Here is a 16,529-nt window from a genome sequence, read left to right as displayed (position 1 = left end):
AATCTAAGATGAGCAAAGTTTAACCTGTTTACCTTTGCTCTTTCTTATAACACATTAGTTTACCTATTTGAAGTGAAGAAAAGGAAAGGGACGGAATCTAGAATTTCTTTCTTTACTGTTTTACGTGCAAATTCGTAAGAAGCCTTAAGTTAGAAGTAGATTGAAAATTAAAATAAGACGTCATTATTCTTCTTCATACTTACAGAAAATATTTTGTTTTGTGATATTGTATTTATATGGTTGGAATTCTAAATATAGTAATAAACTTCATGGTCATCTCTTCGACTGGGTTTTATATTTAACGTAAACACACCTGACCTTACAGAATTATAAAAAATCGCATACAGCAAATGAGGCTACTGACTTTGATGAGAAAAATAACTTTGGAAGTTAATAATCTAGTTAAGAAATACAGTGGCAGAGGGTTCGAAGTTGAAGCGTTAAAAGATGTTTCGTTCAATTTGTATGCTGGGGAATTTGTCGCAATTATGGGGACGAGTGGATCTGGAAAAAGCACCTTACTCAATGTTATTGGCGCATTGGATGAACCGACCAGCGGTAAAATTCGATTGAATGGTGTAGATTCGGAAGGTTTCTTTTCTGAACCGAAAGCGACGGACTACCGACGGGAAAATATCGGATTTATCTTTCAAGCTTATAACTTGTTGAAAGACTTAACGGTGGAAGAGAATATTTCATTGCCACTGCTCTTAAAAAACGAATCTAAAGAATCCATTGAGAGAAAAACGGCCAGTATGGTGGAACGGATGGGGTTAACAAAGTGGAAAGCACATCGTCCGGTCCAATTATCGGGTGGACAGCAACAGCGCATTGCTATTGGCCGGGCTCTTATCGGCGAACCACCGATACTTTTGGCAGATGAATTGACGGGGAATTTAGATGCCAATACATCCGAAGAAATTTTAGAAGTATTGACTTCTATGAAGGACGAACTCAATCAAAGCATACTTGTGGTAACGCATGACCCCAAAGTCGCTACCTATGCAGATCGTGTCTTGTTTTTCCACGACGGCGCCATCATCAATGAGTACGAATGTTCCGGTGAACGGGATCTTGAACACATCATGGAAATCTCCCAGAGTATTTTAAAAGGTTCGGCTATATGAAATCACTCAATCAATTGGCGTTCCGTTTATTTAGAGAAAACAAGTTTTTGGTCTTCACCTCGGTTATGAGCATTGCCATAGCAGTCTCTCTTGTACTGACCATGGCGCTATTTACCGTAAATGCGAAACAAACCCTGCAAGATGATCTGCGAAAGATGTATGGGGATATGGATATGGCCCTTGTTTATAGCGATGACAATCCCGTGGAGGATGAGCAGGAATTATTGCAACTGATATCAGACCATCCTTCGACAGTTGCTGTTTCGCAAGCGCTGGTTACCCAAACATATGTAGAGCCGCTAGGCGGAAAAGTCTACACTCTGGGAATCGAAAACGATCCAATTGCAAAAAGCAGGTATAAAACAAGCGTAGATTTAACGAAAGACACAGTCGCCATCACAGAAAATCTGGCAGGGTCTCTCAAGCTTTCAGTAGGCGATCAAATCGAAATTGAAAACGATTCATTTGAAATCACTGAAATTTTGAAGAACGCTCAAGGAACAGGGATTGCTCCTGATATGGTGGTTTTCGCATTAGAGAGAGCAAAGCTATTTCACGACGAAGCACTGCCAGTCCTTAAAAACGAAACCACGGCTTTAATGGTGAAAACCGCAGAAGAAACCGACTTAATTGCAATGGCCAATGAAGTAAAAAAGATCCAGCCGGACTTGCGCGTGGATATTATTGAAGAGGATGAAACAGCAAAAAACAACTTGAACTCCTTGACCTTATTTATTGGCATCCTTTCGATGCTCATTTTGATCGTTACGGCTATCATGGTCATTTCCAATTTTGACTTGTTTATCTATAAGAATAAAAACCAGTTTGCGATTATGAGAGCGCTTGGCGCGAAAACTGAGCAACTGTCCAAGATTATCCGCATTCAAAGCACAATGATTACAGTTGCTGGCGCATTGCTTGGGTTGGCGATTGCTTATGCAGCGAATCAATTCCTGCAACCAAGTTTTGGAAAGTGGTTTTCCGTTTCACTGACTCAAATGCCATTTGCCTGGGAAGTGGCGATTCCCGTATTGGCCATAGCTAGTCTGTTGATTCAACTGTTCCTTTATATCCCAGTTCTCAAATCATCAAAAATTTTGCCATTAAGGATTCTCCAGGAAAATGAAGAGCTAGATTTTAAACATCATGGAATGCGAAAGGCAGCAATCAAGATCCTATGGATTTCATCACTTGTATCGCTGCTGATTGGCGTTATTCTTGCTGTGGAAGAAAACGCGAGGGCGATATTGATTTTATTGAGTGGTTTTTTGCTATTAGCTAGTCTTTTCTTAGTATTGCCCATGTGGCTGACTATGTTATTGAATGTGCTGATACCAGCATCCGGGAAGCTGCCATCCCGCAATGTATTAATTGCACTTCAGAATTTAAAGCCACAAGTCAAAAAGAATAGCTTCGTGATTCTTTCAATTAGCGTGGTCATGATTATCGCTGTTTTCGGTTCAGTAATGCTGAGTACCATTAAGCAGAACAATACAGACTATATCAATGAACAGTTTCCCACTTCTTTGGTTATTACAAGCCGCATTCAACAATCTGAAATTAATCCGGTTAAACTTAGTGAAGAACTACGTAACCAAGTCCAAGTCGCGCAAGTCGCCACTGTCAGCACTTTTGGCGGGGCAGAGTTGTTCATTGAAGACGGGTCGATGTCTTTTGACTATACGCTGGGTGATCTAAAGGCGCTAGAGAGTGCAAAGGTCATACCGGAAATCGGAAAAGAGGAACTAGCATCAGCAGCGATCATTTCCCCGCTGTTTGCTGAAAAGTACAAAGTCCAAGTGGGTGACTCCTTAAAAATTGGTATCTACTCGGATGAAAAGCAACACGCTGAATACGTGGTGACTATGGTAGTAAGTGCTGTTTCAGATGCAATTGATGATGGAGAAGTACTTTTTGATTGGCAAGCGAAGGCGTTAAATACTTCTTCAACTAACTTTAATAAAGCCTACGTGAATACATATGACGAATCAGAGGCCATCGATTCTCTTGAAACCTTGGCCAGCAAGTATCCAGAACTCACAGTCAATGTACATGCAACTTCGCTGGAAGAGGCTTCAGACATGTTCTTGCAGCGATGGGCCATCTTTATTTTGGTACTAATTATACTTGTTGTTTCTGTTATGGCAGGTGTCTTGAACACCCTCTTGAATAATATTCTGTCGAAACGAAAAGAGTTTGCAGTACTCCGGACAATCGGCGTTAGGCCAATGGGGGTTGTGAAAATCATTGTCTCCCAAATTTCTTTCTATCTTTTGATCGGCCTTGTCTTCGGTGCGCTATGCGGATTGGTATTTTCTGTTATCGTTTCACTGATTGATTCAGGCAATATGGCGATCGACTTTTCATTGATGATGTGGGTAGCCGCGAGTATGTGGGTGGTCAGTTTGATAATCTTTGTGCCTGTAGGATGGGCTATAGGAAATAAAAAGATAAGAATGGAAATATTGAGTGACAATAAGTAAAATTGGGTGCTTACTTGGATTCAATTAGCTGGACTGATTATCCTTCCGTTTATCGGCATTTCGAACATCAAAGAATCAAAACTCCCTAAAGCCTAGTTCAGCAGAGTATAGAGAGTGAAGGGGAATGAAAATAGTTAGGTTGCATTCGGCGCTTTGATGCTATTGTTGTTCAATATGTTGAGGCGCTCTCCCTTTGTCTAATAAAATTTCAGCATCATCTCCAGTTTCAGCACCCCAGAAACGTACTTGTTTTATAGTTGATTCAGTAATTTGATATTCATAGACTATTGTTGGTTCGTTATCAAAAATGACATGCAAAAATTTTACTTTCTTGATTTCGTAGTCGTCTGTATCAGAAATTTCCCAAGAGTCGGCTTTAAATGTAGTAGTTAAGTGAGCATCTAATTGCTGAATGGCATTATTTGTTTGGCTCTCAACTATAAAAGGATGTACGGAATAAAAAATTATTGAACTGATTAGAATAAGACCTGCTGCTGATAAAACTAGCATTTTTAATGGCTTTTTCAGAAAGTAGGCTACCAAAGTCAGCAATCCAGTCCCTACTAGAATAAAGATTATTTCAATGATTGTGGTTGGCTGCATCTTTTTCTCCCCGTTCCCATTCATTATTAATTAAATATAACAGCTAGATCGAAGAATAGTTATAGTATTCCGTAAACAATAACTTCAAATATTATTGATGGTGAATACAACCGATTCAGAAGTGAATTACATCCGTTTTTAGATGTAGTGGAAGCGATTGAAAAGGATCTTTCTCCCGACTGGATAGTGTATTAGCGTTAGTGTTTCTACATTTTTATGGATGATAATGCATTAGCAATTTTGACGTGACAGATGACTAAGGCACCCTATAAAACGGCAGACACAATCTTTTCATAAATTAGCAGAAATATCAGACTTTTTAAGTGTGAGGCTTTGAAAATATATCCTAAAGGTAGTACAATCCATTTAAGAAAACGCTTTCATAAATGGTGGATTAACTGATGCCATCCAAGGATTTCGATTATGGAAAGGGGGTTGCTGCAAGGAAATTTTTTTAGCTGTGTACAATATAAAATTCTGCTTTTATTAAAAGGAGAATGAGAGAAATGACAAAAATGGAGTTACCGCGGGGGAAAAGTTACATTCGGCTCGATCAGATCAGCCAAGAAGATATAGATAATTTGATTTTAAGGGTCAATAGCTGTACGTGGCGGCAAACCTTCCATATCCAACCGGTTTCTGGGCTTCTCAACGATCCGAACGGTTTCTGTTTTTACAACGGGGAATATCATTTATATTATCAATGGCATCCGCTCGGGCCGTTTCATGGCTTGAAGTATTGGTACCACACCAAATCGACAGACCTAGTCAACTGGGAGAATGTCGGAATCGCGATCAAGCCGGACGAGTATTTTGACAGCCACGGGGCATATTCGGGTAGTGCTGTGGAACATGACGGAAAATTATACTTGTTGTACACCGGAAATACACGGGATGAGAATCTCGTAAGACATCCTTACCTGTGCATCGCGCAGATGGACGATGATGGAAATATCATCAAGTCGAAAAAATCCGTGCTCGATAAAGTGCCAGATGGGTATACCGAGCATTTCCGCGATCCGAAATTATGGAAAGTGGAAGACCGGTATTACGCGGTCATCGGCGCCCAGCGAGCCGATGAGACAGGGGCTGTTTGTTTACTGAGTTCGACAGACTTGCTGGAATGGAAGTTTGAAGGAGAACTCGCTACCAATTTAGATAATTTCGGTTTTATGTGGGAATGCCCGGATTATTTTGAAATGGAAGACCGGGGCATCTTGATTTTTTCTCCTCAAGGACTCGAGCCAGAAGGGGATCTTTATCAAAACATCTACCAGGCCGGTTATGTGCTCGGCGAGAAAATCGATTTAGCACGCCGGGAATTGACTCACGGGGGCTTTATCGAATTGGATAGAGGGTTCGATTTTTACGCACCGCATACAATGAAAGATCCGAGCGGCAGGCGGCTTATGGTTGCCTGGATGGGTCTGCCCGAAATTGAATATCCTACCGACATCAATGGATGGGCCAACTGCTTGACCATCCTTCGGGAATTATCGCTTCGGGACGGGAAAATCATTCAAACGCCGATTCCGGAACTTCAATCACTACGCAAGGCTAAAACCGAAGCACAAGGGGAACTTTTGGATGAAAACAAAGTGATTGAAGGATTCTCTGGAGTCACGTATGAGCTAATTTGTGAGTTTGAACGAGGGGACGCCTTGGAATACGGCATTGAATTCCGTGCGAGTGAGGAAGAAAAAACGGTGATTAAATTCGATGCAGTCCAAGGGAAAGTCATCATGGACCGCGCATTATCGGGCAAAGTGATTGGCAGCAAGCATGGAACCGAACGCAAATGCCGGATGGACGGGGATGTGTACAAGTTCCATCTGTTTGTCGATTCATCATCCGTCGAGATCTTTGTGAACGACGGGGAAGAAGTGTTTACCGCACGGATTTTCCCGGATATCCGAAGCCAGGAAATTCGGTTTTTTGCGACCGGCGGCCAGGCAGCGTTCAAAGCAGTGAAGTGGGACTACTGAGAAATGAAAGTTGAAAAAGGGGGAGGTGCCGAATGGGAAGTTTGTTCTCGATTGGCGAAGTACTAATCGATTTTATTCCCCATCAAAAAGGCATCGCCTTGAAAGATGTGGATTCTTTTACGCGAGTGCCTGGAGGGGCGCCAGCCAATGTGGCAGCTGCGGTCGCGAAGTTTGGCGGCACGGCTTCAATGATCACCAAAGTGGGACAAGATGCCTTTGGTGATTTTCTGTTGGAACGGCTTGCCGAGGTGGGAGTAAAAACCGATAAGATTCCACGGACAAAAGAAGCGAATACCGGACTGGCTTTCGTTTCGCTGCGCGATGACGGGGAACGGGACTTTTCGTTTTACCGGAATCCTTCCGCCGATTTACTGCTTAAACCCTCAGAAGTGAATGCCGACTGGTTCGGGCAAGGGGACGTTCTGCATTTCGGTTCGGTCGATTTAGTCGACAGCCCGATGAAAAAAGCACACGTGAAAGCGATCGGTGCAGCCAAGTTGCACGGTGCCATCATCAGTTTTGACCCCAATGTGCGCCTGCCGCTTTGGGATAACCCCAAGCAGTGCCGGGAGGCCATTCAGGAATTTATTCCGAAGGCGCATATCGTCAAAGTTTCTGACGACGAACTGGAGTTCATCACCGGCATAGTGGACGAGTCCATAGCCATTAACTCGTTGTTCACAGGGGAGGTGTTGGCGGTGGTGTTAACGAAAGGCGCTAAGGGAGCAGATCTGTACGTACAAAATCAAAAATACTCGTCCACGGGATATTCAGTGAAAGTCGAAGATACCACTGGGGCAGGAGATGCATTCACTGGCGCTTTCTTGTACCAATTATTGAATCTGGATGCAGGCCCAGCCAATCTGGAAGCCATTTTAAGTGAGCATCACCAGGAACTGCTGGCTTTTGCGAATGCGAGCGGGGCGCTGGCCACTACTGGAAAAGGGGCTATATCTTCGCTTCCGACGAAAGATGAGGTCTTGGAGTTAATGGAATAGACTATTGGCAGAGGGAAGGCTTTGTCCGGAAAATACGCTATGAGTTGACAATGCATGGCTTTTTTAACTAGCTTGTCTCATTTTGCAAGAGGCACTTTAAACGTGGTTCATGTTTTAGCTACTTAGGCAGACGGGTAAACACAAGTAAGACAATACACCGGAGGCTGATTAGTATGAAATCGACAAACCATACGTTTGAAGTGGCTTATACTGAACAGGAACTTGAGGCAAAGGTGGAAGCATTGAAATCTCACGGGCATACAAAAAATGATATTCATGTTTTAGCAGAAAATGCGGATATTCTTAATGCCATTGAAATCCAAGAAGAAGTGCAGACGCACGAAACAGAAACCATCACAGACAAATTCAAGTCTATGTTTACCGGGAAAGACGCGGTACGCGAAGAATTAACTAAACTAAATTTAACCCAAACGGAAATCGAACAATTTCATGACATTCTTGAAAATGAAGGAATTGTGCTATATGCAGAGCATCGACATAATCACCAATAGTCTCTGAACACGACGGGACTCAGTGTCGCTTTTACACTTTTTACCCTTTCCACAAAGCTTTGTGAAGAAAAATGTGACGGGCAACGTTAGAGATGAACTTGTCCCGGCCGATTCTATTAAATGGCTAAGAGGGCGCAAATGACAAATGTATATCAAACTCTTATCGGAAATAACAAGGAGAAAACGAAAAACCCGCATCGCCACGTGCTCATTCGCACACGGCGTTGCGGGTTTTCTTATCTTATTCCTTCAAAAAATCCTTATCCATATAACGCGGGTTCGGGTAATCATAGAAGCCTTTGCCGTTCTGGATGCCCATGCGGCCTTTGTCGAGGAATTCCGTTTTCAAGTATTCCGCGACTTTTGCTGCTTCTCCGTCGCCGGCATTGGCTTTGGCGACTGACAAGTGATACGGCGTGTTGATGCCGATAACGTCCAAAATTGCGAACGGCCCTCTCGGTGCACCGGTTGCGATCATCCAGGTCTTGTCGACGGTATGCGGATCGGCGATGCCGTTGACGACCAAATACTGCGCCGAGTTCAAAAATGGCACGAGCAAGGTATTCAAAATATAGCCAGGTTGTTCTTTCTGGAGCGGCAACGCGACCATGCCAATCGCTTTAGAAAACTCGACCACGTCATTGAAGACCGACTCATCCGTGCCGCCATGGCCCATGATTTCCGCGGTATTGCTGCGCCAGATATCGTTAGCGAAGTGAAGCGCCAAAAACTTCTCAGGGCGCCCTGTGTATTCAGCAAACGTACTCGGCAGCATCGTCGACGTATTGGTCGCAAAGACCGTTTGTGCCGGTGCGACTTTCGCCAAATTCGTGTAGAACTCTTTTTTGATATCGAGCACTTCAGGCACCGCTTCAATCAGCAAATCGGCATTCTTTACGGCTTCCCCTAAATCCGTATGGAAAGACAGGCGGTTATACGCCGCATCCAACTCTTCATCCGTCGCTTTCAAGTCTTTCTTGAAATGTCCTTTAAGCACTTCGAAACGTTCTTTTGCACGAGTTAAAGCTTCATCGTTGATGTCGTATACCGCGACATCGAATCCATGATACGCAGACTGGAAAGCGATTTGGCTACCCAGCACACCGCTTCCCGCGACCGTGATATATTTGAAATCCATTCCATCCCACTCCCTTTGAATAGATGATGCCAGTCTTGGTGTATTGGCAAAAAAGGATGTTTCTGCCAACGATCTCTAATTTCCATAGTAGGGGATATGAAGGAATTTCGCCAATATTAATTAAGAAACAAGCTTCAAACCGACCGCTGAACCGAGCACCATCGCGATAAACAGGATGCGCCGCCAGTCTTTGGATTCGTTGTAAAACAGCATGCCGATGATTGCGCCACCCGATGCCCCGATGCCGGTCCAGATGGCATACGCCGTTCCCATCGGCAAGCTTTCCATCGCAACGGACAAGAATAAGAAGCTCGCGATAAAGCCGCCGAGGAGCATCGCGAGTGACTGCCATTTTCGGTCGTGATGCCATTTGTTGATCATCGCGACACCGACCATTTCAAAAAGCCCTGCAAATATCAATGAAATCCAAGCCATTACGCTTCGCTCCTTTCAGGTGCTGAATCCGGTGTTACGAGTTTCAAGCCGATAACACCGAGCAGTAAAATCCCGACCAATACCAGTTTTGCGGTACTGACAGGTTCGTTGAAAAAGACGATTTCGGACAAGACCGTCCCGGCCGTCCCGAGCCCGACGAACACTGCATACACCGTGCCGACCGGCAATTTGTTTCCGGCATCGATCAGCAAAGTGAAGCTGACGGCGATTGCGACAATCGTGATCAGCCATTCGCCGAGCGAATCCGCATGCTTTAATCCCACAACCCACGCCACTTCAAATAATGCCGCGATTAATACTTTTCCCCATTGAAGATTCATTGGAATTCCTCCTAATATTAAATAAAGTAAGAAACTAAAAAGTAGATCAACTAATGAAGTCGCTGCAGGTGGACGCTTTTTCATCTAGGTTAATAAAATTCAAAAAAACGAAGGTAACACGAATCCAAGTATGTTATTCGAGGTAGTTTTTCAACATATTTGCTGTAAAAAATCATGATTTTATCCAATGCTTTCCCCATTGAAGATTCATTGGAATTCCTCCTATTTAATATTGTTGGATTTTTAGACAGTGAAGCCGTTTCGGTATCGAAGCGACATCTGCCAGATACCACCGGAAATGGTACAATGAATATCTTCATTTCCGTGGAATAAAGCTTGTTTCTTTATAATTTCGATGCAATCGGTCCAGAGATAAGCGAAAAAAGCCTTGCTTAAGGTCAACAGAGGAGGGATTGCATGGAAGTTTTTGGACTCATGGGCTTTATTTTCGGCATGTCTGGTTTTACTTTTGCGATTATTGCCTTTACCACTGCACTTAACAACAACAAACGTGTCAAAGAACTTGAAAAAAGAATGAACGAGTCAGAGAAACCCTCATGAACCGTACCTCGGGGTGCTGGATTTTCTAAAGCTCGGACCATTAACGAGAACTTTCTGCCTGCAGGGGTTCTTTTTAGTTTGTCGCGTTATTTCGTGTGGATTCGTTCTCAACATCGCTCGCAAAAGCAGCGGGTTTCAAAATAAAAAGCCCGGGAGAACTGTGTGAAAACAGTTTCTCCCAGGCTTTTGTCCCTCCGTGTCACAGCGGTGGCTGTGTGTTTTCTCTCGGACCAGCCCAGCTATGCTGCGGAACCCTAGAAAACTTTTTTTAGTCATTCAATTACTTTAGTTATATAAGAAATGGGCCTGAACTTCAAGTCATACGGGTCAGATGGCTAGGGACGCCTTTTGTCCATGACGTCTGCGACTTCTTCAGACAAAGGGTCATTCTCTTTGCGCAAGCCATCAACGACATGCTGATAGTCTTCAGGCGACTGATTCTGGCTTAGCTTAAATGCAGCTTGGATATCGGTGATGTGGATCTTGAACCCGACGATGCCTTTAATATCTTTTTTGAGCAGCTCGGTCGGGAGGGTGTCCCACAGAACCGGCTCGTCGCGATGTTGTTCGTGCTTCTCGAGCAAGGTCACCAAATCTTCTCGCAGTTCATCTTCCGACAGCAAACGGCCCGTGCCGTACACATGCGCTGCTTGGTAATTCCATGTCGGAATGTCTTTTTCCTCGTACCAGGAAGAGGTGATGTAGGAATGCGGCCCTTGGAACGTCACCAATACTTCACCCGCGTCTTCAATTGTATGCCATTGCGGATTGCCGCGTGCAAAGTGCCCGCGCAGCACATATCCGTCTTGTTCTTTTTTCAGTTGGAAAGGCAAATGCGTCGCAAGCGGTCGGCCTTTGCCAGCGGTAATAATCGTACCGAATGAATGGGCTTCGATAAACTCGCGAATCTCTTCCGGGTCATTCACTTTATAGTATTTCGGGATATACATGGTAGGCCTCCTTATGCAATAAAGTTACAAAGTCTTCGTCAAAATCAAATCCGTCTGCTCGTCATCGCCCATGAAAAACGAATGGCTGCCGGTCTCGACAAAGCCTTTCTTGTCGTAAAAAGCCCGGGCATTGTTGTTGTGCTCCCATACGCCGAGCCATATCTTTTCTTTTCCCAGTTTTTCCGCCATCTCAAACGCTTGATTCATCAACACTTTACCGGCACCGTTTTTCTGGAACTTCTTCTTGATGTAGATGCGCTCCACTTCGAGCGCCTGGTCACCCATCGGCTCGGTTTGCGCTTCGTCTGTGTTAATTTTCAAATAGCCCGCCACTTCATCTTCGACCATCGCGAAATAGAAATGGGAAGAAGGGGTGGCGAGTTCTTTCTCGAGCTTCGGCTTGTTATAGGCCGCTTCAAGATAGGCGTTCATGTTTTCTTCGCTATTGTGTTCATCGAATGTTTCCTTATAAGTGAGAATACTGATGTCTTGCAGTTCTTGAAGGTCGCTTGCTGTGCATTTACGTAGGCTTGCCATGAAAATTCGCTCCTTTAGCTCTTTAATAATCGCGCTTTCGGCCTTTTTTGATCGACTCGAAATCGACTTCGATATTCTCTCGGATGCGTCGCAAATAGCGCTCGGCCTCCAACGCCTCCTGTTCCGAAAAGCCATCGAGTGCCACCGCATTGGAATGCTCGTTTTCCCGAATGATGAAAGGATAAGCCTTTCGAGCTTTTTCAGTCGGATAGATTTTTTTGATTTTCTTATTGTCCGGGTCACCCAGTTTTTCGATAAAGCCGTTGCTCTCTAATTTCTGGAGCGCGCGTGTCGCAGTGGAGCGGTCGACTTTTATCAAATCGAGCAATTGCTCCTGGATGATGCCGGGGTTTTCACAAATGCGGACGAGGTAAAGATATTGCCCTTTCGTCAGCTCGAGCTCTTTAAATTCGATATTGCTGATGGAATCAAGGGCACGGGCAATCATTCCGATTTCACGCAGGATTTCTGTCATAATAGAACTCCTTAATTTATGTTGCATTTGCAACAATGATGAATTATATCGAGTGTACAAGAACCATGCGGCCAATGCAAGAAGCGGGAGCGGAAAAATGAAATAATTCTTTTTTCGAGCTGATTCCAGTGGACCGCCTAACGCTTCTCGTAAAAGAGTTGGCGGAGACCACTCTATTTTCTCTCCGAACCGCCATCTATTTTATATTCCTAGTCTTGGCGATCATGTTCGGGGCACCGGTCGGCATCGGGACAGTGCTGACAGTCTGTTTCAGAGTGCTTATTTGAATGCAATCATGCCGATGACGGGGAAGACTTTGGATCGTGTTTTGTAGCCGAAGCAGATAACTGTGTACCGATAAAATTATTCAAAATAATTAGTTTATTTACATTTTTATGTTAAGCTTTCTGTGGGAGGTGTTTTTTTGGAAGTTAACAGAAAAACAGCTATTCTTTTGTTTGGGTCAGGTGTGGCATCGACCTTGCTTGTTTTGCCGTTGCTTTACGCATTAGGTCTGCCATCTTTCGAAGTCGTGCTCATCAGCTTATTTGGTGAAGGAAACATTTGGGCACTGGTTTTTACAGTTGTGCTGATTCTGCTAATACTCTTCAGTTTACGAAAGTCGTTTAAAAGTCCGGAATGATAAATAGAAGTTCATATGAAGTCCAAAAGACACTACCAGTACTAAAATCGCTGATGATTCAGCTTTTTTATCGTGGGTGGTGCTTTTTGTATTTACTGAAAGATTGAATTAGGATTTTTTGCTTTTACACTTCTAAAGATGATTAATTGAGTATAAATGAAAAATATGATCATTGAGAGTATATATTTAAAATTTCTCTACTATTTATGGATTTTATTGGTATATTTAAAGGTATAAAGGAGTTTAAAAAGAACTGGAGGGGTATCTTATGGAGGGATTTTTAAGTGGGTTTCGATTAGGGCTGGATTTAATGTGGAGTATCGCTACAGCTGAGCCTCAATTGACAGGGTTTCTGGTCGTATTTGGTTTAGGTGCACTTTTGCTTGCATCAATCACCAATATTTTAAAAGACCGCAAACTGAAGCGATCCGGCATGCTGCAAGTGGATCAGATGAAAGGCAAGGAATTTGAAGACTATCTCCGCGTATTGTTTTTAGAAAGAGGCTATCACGTGCAGATGACACCGGCTACCGGAGATTATGGCGCAGACCTCATTTTGTCGAAAGCTGGGCGGAGAATCGCAGTTCAAGCGAAGCGCTATAAAAAGAATGTCGGATTGAAAGCCGTACAAGAAGTTTCCACGGCGAAACTGCATTACAAAGTGGATGAGTGCTGGGTAGTCAGCAATAGCGGTTATACAGAACCGGCAAAGAAATTGGCTGCATCCAATGGAGTGAAATTGGTGGATCGTGTGATGCTCATGAGATGGATGCTGGAGATGAATAAAGAGACTGCCACCAGCAAGGTAGCAACAACTTCAAAAATTAAAGGGGATACCATCAATAAGGAGAAACTATAACTAACGGGGGAATGGCAATGAATTACATCCAAGACATGCGCCAGTTGATCGGTTCGAATTTATTGATGACGGTTGGCTGCGGAATCATTCTGGAAAAGGACGGCAACATTTTGCTTCAGCACCGGAAAGACCGAGACGTGTGGGGAATTCCGGGCGGAGTCATGGAGCCTGGCGAAACTTTTCTCGAGACGGCCGTCAGGGAAACACTTGAAGAAACCGGCCTGCATGCAGAGAACTTACAGCTATTCGGCCTCTATTCAGGGGAGCAAGGTTATGCCGAATACCAAAATGGCGATCAAGTCTATAGCGTGCAAATCATTTTTCACACACAGCAATTTTCAGGCGAGTTGATGCAAGAAGGGGAAGAAAGCCACGAGCACCGTTTCTTCAGCCCGGACGAATTGCCGAAAATCAACTCTCATCAGGAACGCTTCATCATGGATTGGGTAAACAAGGCGAGCTTGCCGATATTGAAATAAATGCGCAGCGAATGGGAGTGGATTTGATGAGAGAATACTTAGAAGAAAACAAGGCCTACCATTTATCATTCCTCGCCGCTGTCATCATCGGGTATATAGTTGCCAAGGTCTTTGCGGACGGGGCAGTAAACGGCCTACTCCTCTGGGTTCTCGGCTTCTTTTTTGTCGCTGAGCTTGTGAAGTTCATCGTTTGGCGGATTGAGCAGAAAGAGGAATAACAATCGAATAAGGGGGCAAGCCCGATGAAGAAACTGGTCATGATCGTATTCGCAGTTTTTTTGTTAAGTGGCTGTATTGGCGGAGAGCAATATCTTTATTCAGGAAAAAGCGAGAGTTGGAGCATGACGTATAAAGTAGTCGAGTCACAAAGCGGCAGCCAGCAAGTAGAGGGGGCGCTCGAGTATATAGGAGCGGGCACAGCACCAGAGACAATCGATTATTCGATGAATTCGGTTATTCGAGGCCAATCAACAACGAATGTGCCTGTAACAGATGATGGAAAAGTGACGCTGCAAAACGGAAGCTGCGTGGATTGTGCGATCATTCAAGAGCATACGAAAATTAAAGTCGAAGTCATATGGGATGGGAAATCGGAAACCTTCAATTTGGATGAGGAAGAATCTTAAACGACCTACTTATCGAGCTTTTTTTCTAACCGATTTACCTTTTTGAATAACACTACCAATGCAATAATGATGGCAATCGGCAAAATCCAGGTGAATATTGAACTTAACACTCCAGTCAGGAATACAGAAGTCATTGTAAAATCCCCTTTTTAGTTATATTTTCTCTACAGATCCTTGGATTTATTCATTTCCAATTAATTGTTAGTAAAACAAGCATAGCATAACGCCGGTGGCTTTGGAATGAGCCTTGAATCTGAAACACACTATCTAGAGGTAGAGGGATAGGCATGACAATCTGAATAAACACACGTAAAAACGACGCAGCTTTTTCAATAAGCTGCGTCGTTTTTTAGAGATCCGAATCAAAAAGATACTTTCACTTCTTTAAATAAGGGGATGCCAAAATAACTGTATTTGATATGAACGGTATGGATTTCTTCATCATGCATCACGCTGAGCCCGTAAGTTTCATCGTCTTCAGAAGCGGTGCCGTTGTTCTGTTTTTCCAGTGTCTCGGTAGGGGATGTGCCGGTTTTGATTGTGGCCTCGTCGAGTTCGGTGAAGCGGTACGGCTGTGCTTCAACGGATTCAAAATCATCTGTGATGATGAACCCTAGCATCGCATTGCTCATTTGGATTTTGCTTTCCGTCGGTTCTTCATAATCATTGACCGCCACTTCGGTCAATTGAATATCGCCCCATCCTTTATTGCCAAATCCCACAATCACAGAATGCTGGTTTTCGTTCGAAGCCAATGTATTCGTTTCAAGCGGCGGGTTGCTCTTCAAAAAAATAAGCGTTCCGCCGACTAAAGCCACAAATACCATTATGCTTAACACTACGATCAAAATCTTCTTATTCAATTTCCCCAATCCCTTCAACTAGAGCATTTCTTCAACCGAAGAACACTTGATACAAACCATAAGCAATCAATAAAATCACCAGCAGCAAAATGACCCCGCCGATTTCTTTCAAGCCCATGCCTCGCGTATCCGGCATGCCGTTTTGTGCGCGGTTAGCCGAGTCATTGACATTGCTGCCTGCGTGTTCTTTCTGGTCTTTCAACTGCAAGCGATCGCGCTGGTCTTCAGGTTTGTTGTTTTTGGGCATATCGATTCCTCCTAAAAGTGAGTATTCTATTGAAAAAAGGCAAACGCCATTGACCCAAACTCATTTCATTACCTTAATCTCTGTATCATTTTCGTCGTAAAAACGCAGTTCCATTGGAAAAGCTGTCTGGATGGAAGCAGGTAGTTTCGTATACTTTATGAAATACAATTCATTCGTTACTCCCGCTACAAATCCGAACGTTACTTCCAAGGAATCGGCGCGAATATGATCAATTTCGATGTTCGAGTTGTCGCCATAGATGACGCCGTAGCTGCCGTTTTCGGTTTGGATGTCGCGATAGGCAATCGCGGGTCCCCATCCGGATTCGACGATCTTGAATTTCCCATTCCATCCTTGGATCATGTGCGCAAAAGCGATTTCTCCGCTATCCAGTTCGAAAAGGACGATATGGGATGAAGTATTATCTAATTGGGTGGACCTTAAAATTTCAATCCTCTTTGAGTCCGCTTCCCCTTTATTAACCCAATCAGTTAAATCCTGTTGAAATGTTTCATTGCCGATTTGATATTGGAAATAAGTCGTTGCAGCATAAGAAAGAAAGAAGAGCAAAACGATACCCAAAACGATGAACCATCTTTTCTTCACTCGCATCCTCTCCTCAATAGATAGCTGTCACAGAAATGATCTTCATTTAACTATACACTTA

The 16,529-nt window shown here is 43.7% G+C and carries 21 protein-coding genes and 1 riboswitch; of the genes, 11 read left to right on the top strand and 10 right to left on the bottom strand.

All coding sequences use genetic code 11. From position 1 onward, the window contains the following. The first annotated feature begins 368 nt into the window (after positions 1–368). Together G3255_RS13320 and G3255_RS13315 are read left to right on the top strand one after the other, a co-directional pair. Positions 369–1,127 carry an ABC transporter ATP-binding protein gene (locus tag G3255_RS13320; protein WP_211654914.1) on the top strand — a complete coding sequence of 253 codons (759 nt, stop codon included), beginning with the start codon at positions 369–371 and terminating at the stop codon, positions 1,125–1,127. After that, a complete protein-coding gene (locus G3255_RS13315) occupies positions 1,124–3,610 on the top strand; it encodes an FtsX-like permease family protein (protein ID WP_211654913.1) in 2,487 nt (828 codons plus the stop codon). Before G3255_RS13320 ends, G3255_RS13315 begins: the two co-directional genes overlap by 4 nt. Before the next feature lie 159 nt (positions 3,611–3,769). On the opposite strand, the gene G3255_RS13310 is transcribed toward G3255_RS13315, so the two are convergent. Then, positions 3,770–4,213 carry a hypothetical protein gene (locus G3255_RS13310; protein ID WP_211654912.1) on the bottom strand — a complete coding sequence of 148 codons (444 nt, stop codon included), beginning with the start codon at positions 4,211–4,213 and terminating at the stop codon, positions 3,770–3,772. Between the two features lie 515 nt (positions 4,214–4,728). On the opposite strand from G3255_RS13310, the gene G3255_RS13305 reads away from it, so the two are divergent. The 3 genes from G3255_RS13305 (at position 4,729) to G3255_RS13295 (ending at position 7,708) form a co-directional block, all read left to right on the top strand. Further along, positions 4,729–6,198 (top strand): glycoside hydrolase family 32 protein, encoded by a 1,470-nt coding sequence (locus G3255_RS13305; RefSeq protein ID WP_211655893.1) that lies wholly within the window; start codon positions 4,729–4,731, stop codon positions 6,196–6,198. 32 nt (positions 6,199–6,230) lie between these two features. After that, positions 6,231–7,196: a carbohydrate kinase family protein gene (locus G3255_RS13300; RefSeq protein ID WP_211654911.1), complete on the top strand. Its 966-nt coding sequence runs from the start codon at positions 6,231–6,233 to the stop codon at positions 7,194–7,196. A gap of 173 nt (positions 7,197–7,369) precedes the next feature. Continuing rightward, positions 7,370–7,708, top strand: a complete 339-nt coding sequence (locus tag G3255_RS13295; protein WP_211654910.1) for a general stress protein — start codon at positions 7,370–7,372, stop codon at positions 7,706–7,708. 241 nt (positions 7,709–7,949) lie between these two features. Here G3255_RS13295 and G3255_RS13290 read toward each other — a convergent pair whose 3' ends face one another. From G3255_RS13290 to G3255_RS13280, 3 genes are all read right to left on the bottom strand, one after another. Beyond that, positions 7,950–8,846, bottom strand: a complete 897-nt coding sequence (locus G3255_RS13290) for a 3-hydroxyacyl-CoA dehydrogenase (RefSeq protein WP_211654909.1) — start codon at positions 8,844–8,846, stop codon at positions 7,950–7,952. 120 nt (positions 8,847–8,966) lie between these two features. Next, the gene (locus G3255_RS13285; protein WP_211654908.1) at positions 8,967–9,281 is read right to left on the bottom strand and encodes a DMT family transporter; all 315 of its coding nucleotides are present in this window, start codon (positions 9,279–9,281) and stop codon (positions 8,967–8,969) included. Beyond that, the gene (locus G3255_RS13280; protein WP_211654907.1) at positions 9,281–9,622 is read right to left on the bottom strand and encodes a DMT family transporter; all 342 of its coding nucleotides are present in this window, start codon (positions 9,620–9,622) and stop codon (positions 9,281–9,283) included. The genes G3255_RS13285 and G3255_RS13280 overlap by 1 nt, the downstream gene beginning before the upstream one ends. A 417-nt stretch (positions 9,623–10,039) precedes the next feature. On the opposite strand from G3255_RS13280, the gene G3255_RS13275 reads away from it, so the two are divergent. Further along, complete coding sequence (locus G3255_RS13275) at positions 10,040–10,183, top strand: hypothetical protein (RefSeq protein ID WP_211654906.1); 144 nt, start codon at positions 10,040–10,042, stop codon at positions 10,181–10,183. A 173-nt stretch (positions 10,184–10,356) separates the two neighbouring features. After that, a riboswitch (guanidine-I (ykkC/yxkD leader) is annotated at positions 10,357–10,452 on the bottom strand. A gap of 66 nt (positions 10,453–10,518) precedes the next feature. On the opposite strand, the gene G3255_RS13270 is transcribed toward G3255_RS13275, so the two are convergent. The 3 genes from G3255_RS13270 to G3255_RS13260 are packed head-to-tail and all read right to left on the bottom strand — an operon-like array spanning position 10,519 to position 12,145. After that, the gene (locus G3255_RS13270) at positions 10,519–11,133 is read right to left on the bottom strand and encodes an FMN-binding negative transcriptional regulator (RefSeq protein ID WP_211654905.1); all 615 of its coding nucleotides are present in this window, start codon (positions 11,131–11,133) and stop codon (positions 10,519–10,521) included. A 24-nt stretch (positions 11,134–11,157) separates the two neighbouring features. Beyond that, on the bottom strand, positions 11,158–11,670 hold the full coding sequence (gene paiA / locus G3255_RS13265) for a spermidine/spermine N(1)-acetyltransferase (RefSeq protein ID WP_211654904.1): 513 nt from the start codon (positions 11,668–11,670) through the stop codon (positions 11,158–11,160). 22 nt (positions 11,671–11,692) lie between these two features. Beyond that, on the bottom strand, positions 11,693–12,145 hold the full coding sequence (locus G3255_RS13260; RefSeq protein WP_211654903.1) for a MarR family winged helix-turn-helix transcriptional regulator: 453 nt from the start codon (positions 12,143–12,145) through the stop codon (positions 11,693–11,695). Between the two features lie 424 nt (positions 12,146–12,569). On the opposite strand from G3255_RS13260, the gene G3255_RS13255 reads away from it, so the two are divergent. The 5 genes from G3255_RS13255 to G3255_RS13235 all read left to right on the top strand — a co-directional run bounded on the left by G3255_RS13255 (position 12,570) and on the right by G3255_RS13235 (position 14,752). Then, positions 12,570–12,788: a hypothetical protein gene (locus tag G3255_RS13255; RefSeq protein WP_211654902.1), complete on the top strand. Its 219-nt coding sequence runs from the start codon at positions 12,570–12,572 to the stop codon at positions 12,786–12,788. Between the two features lie 268 nt (positions 12,789–13,056). Then, on the top strand, positions 13,057–13,647 hold the full coding sequence (locus G3255_RS13250) for a restriction endonuclease (RefSeq protein ID WP_249222124.1): 591 nt from the start codon (positions 13,057–13,059) through the stop codon (positions 13,645–13,647). A gap of 17 nt (positions 13,648–13,664) precedes the next feature. Beyond that, positions 13,665–14,126, top strand: a complete 462-nt coding sequence (locus tag G3255_RS13245; protein WP_211654901.1) for an NUDIX hydrolase — start codon at positions 13,665–13,667, stop codon at positions 14,124–14,126. Positions 14,127–14,152: 26 nt separating this feature from the next. After that, positions 14,153–14,344, top strand: a complete 192-nt coding sequence (locus tag G3255_RS13240; RefSeq protein ID WP_211654900.1) for a hypothetical protein — start codon at positions 14,153–14,155, stop codon at positions 14,342–14,344. Between the two features lie 24 nt (positions 14,345–14,368). Further along, complete coding sequence (locus G3255_RS13235) at positions 14,369–14,752, top strand: hypothetical protein (RefSeq protein ID WP_211654899.1); 384 nt, start codon at positions 14,369–14,371, stop codon at positions 14,750–14,752. Between the two features lie 362 nt (positions 14,753–15,114). On the opposite strand, the gene G3255_RS13230 is transcribed toward G3255_RS13235, so the two are convergent. Genes G3255_RS13230 through G3255_RS13220 form a run of 3 tightly spaced genes read right to left on the bottom strand, consistent with a single transcriptional unit; the run spans position 15,115 to position 16,468 of the window. Then, the gene (locus G3255_RS13230; RefSeq protein WP_211654898.1) at positions 15,115–15,615 is read right to left on the bottom strand and encodes a hypothetical protein; all 501 of its coding nucleotides are present in this window, start codon (positions 15,613–15,615) and stop codon (positions 15,115–15,117) included. A gap of 31 nt (positions 15,616–15,646) precedes the next feature. Beyond that, entirely contained in the window at positions 15,647–15,862 is a 216-nt protein-coding gene (locus G3255_RS13225; RefSeq protein ID WP_211654897.1) for a DUF6366 family protein, read from the bottom strand. 60 nt (positions 15,863–15,922) lie between these two features. Next, positions 15,923–16,468, bottom strand: a complete 546-nt coding sequence (locus G3255_RS13220; RefSeq protein WP_211654896.1) for a hypothetical protein — start codon at positions 16,466–16,468, stop codon at positions 15,923–15,925. Positions 16,469–16,529 lie beyond the last annotated feature (61 nt).

Origin of the sequence: Planococcus sp. MSAK28401 (assembly GCF_018283455.1) — a bacterium.
GTDB lineage: Bacteria > Bacillota > Bacilli > Bacillales_A > Planococcaceae > Planococcus > Planococcus alpniumensis.
This window is presented reverse-complemented; position numbering and strand designations above follow the sequence as displayed.

Coding starts and splice junctions, on each gene's coding strand:
- G3255_RS13320 (WP_211654914.1), top strand. CDS start 369: ATGAGAAAAATAACTTTGGAAGTTAATAATCTAGTTAAGAAATACAGT.
- G3255_RS13315 (WP_211654913.1), top strand. CDS start 1,124: ATGAAATCACTCAATCAATTGGCGTTCCGTTTATTTAGAGAAAACAAG.
- G3255_RS13310 (WP_211654912.1), bottom strand. CDS start 4,213: ATGCAGCCAACCACAATCATTGAAATAATCTTTATTCTAGTAGGGACT.
- G3255_RS13305 (WP_211655893.1), top strand. CDS start 4,729: ATGGAGTTACCGCGGGGGAAAAGTTACATTCGGCTCGATCAGATCAGC.
- G3255_RS13300 (WP_211654911.1), top strand. CDS start 6,231: ATGGGAAGTTTGTTCTCGATTGGCGAAGTACTAATCGATTTTATTCCC.
- G3255_RS13295 (WP_211654910.1), top strand. CDS start 7,370: ATGAAATCGACAAACCATACGTTTGAAGTGGCTTATACTGAACAGGAA.
- G3255_RS13290 (WP_211654909.1), bottom strand. CDS start 8,846: ATGGATTTCAAATATATCACGGTCGCGGGAAGCGGTGTGCTGGGTAGC.
- G3255_RS13285 (WP_211654908.1), bottom strand. CDS start 9,281: ATGGCTTGGATTTCATTGATATTTGCAGGGCTTTTTGAAATGGTCGGT.
- G3255_RS13280 (WP_211654907.1), bottom strand. CDS start 9,622: ATGAATCTTCAATGGGGAAAAGTATTAATCGCGGCATTATTTGAAGTG.
- G3255_RS13275 (WP_211654906.1), top strand. CDS start 10,040: ATGGAAGTTTTTGGACTCATGGGCTTTATTTTCGGCATGTCTGGTTTT.
- G3255_RS13270 (WP_211654905.1), bottom strand. CDS start 11,133: ATGTATATCCCGAAATACTATAAAGTGAATGACCCGGAAGAGATTCGC.
- paiA (WP_211654904.1), bottom strand. CDS start 11,670: ATGGCAAGCCTACGTAAATGCACAGCAAGCGACCTTCAAGAACTGCAA.
- G3255_RS13260 (WP_211654903.1), bottom strand. CDS start 12,145: ATGACAGAAATCCTGCGTGAAATCGGAATGATTGCCCGTGCCCTTGAT.
- G3255_RS13250 (WP_249222124.1), top strand. CDS start 13,057: ATGGAGGGATTTTTAAGTGGGTTTCGATTAGGGCTGGATTTAATGTGG.
- G3255_RS13245 (WP_211654901.1), top strand. CDS start 13,665: ATGAATTACATCCAAGACATGCGCCAGTTGATCGGTTCGAATTTATTG.
- G3255_RS13240 (WP_211654900.1), top strand. CDS start 14,153: ATGAGAGAATACTTAGAAGAAAACAAGGCCTACCATTTATCATTCCTC.
- G3255_RS13235 (WP_211654899.1), top strand. CDS start 14,369: ATGAAGAAACTGGTCATGATCGTATTCGCAGTTTTTTTGTTAAGTGGC.
- G3255_RS13225 (WP_211654897.1), bottom strand. CDS start 15,862: ATGCCCAAAAACAACAAACCTGAAGACCAGCGCGATCGCTTGCAGTTG.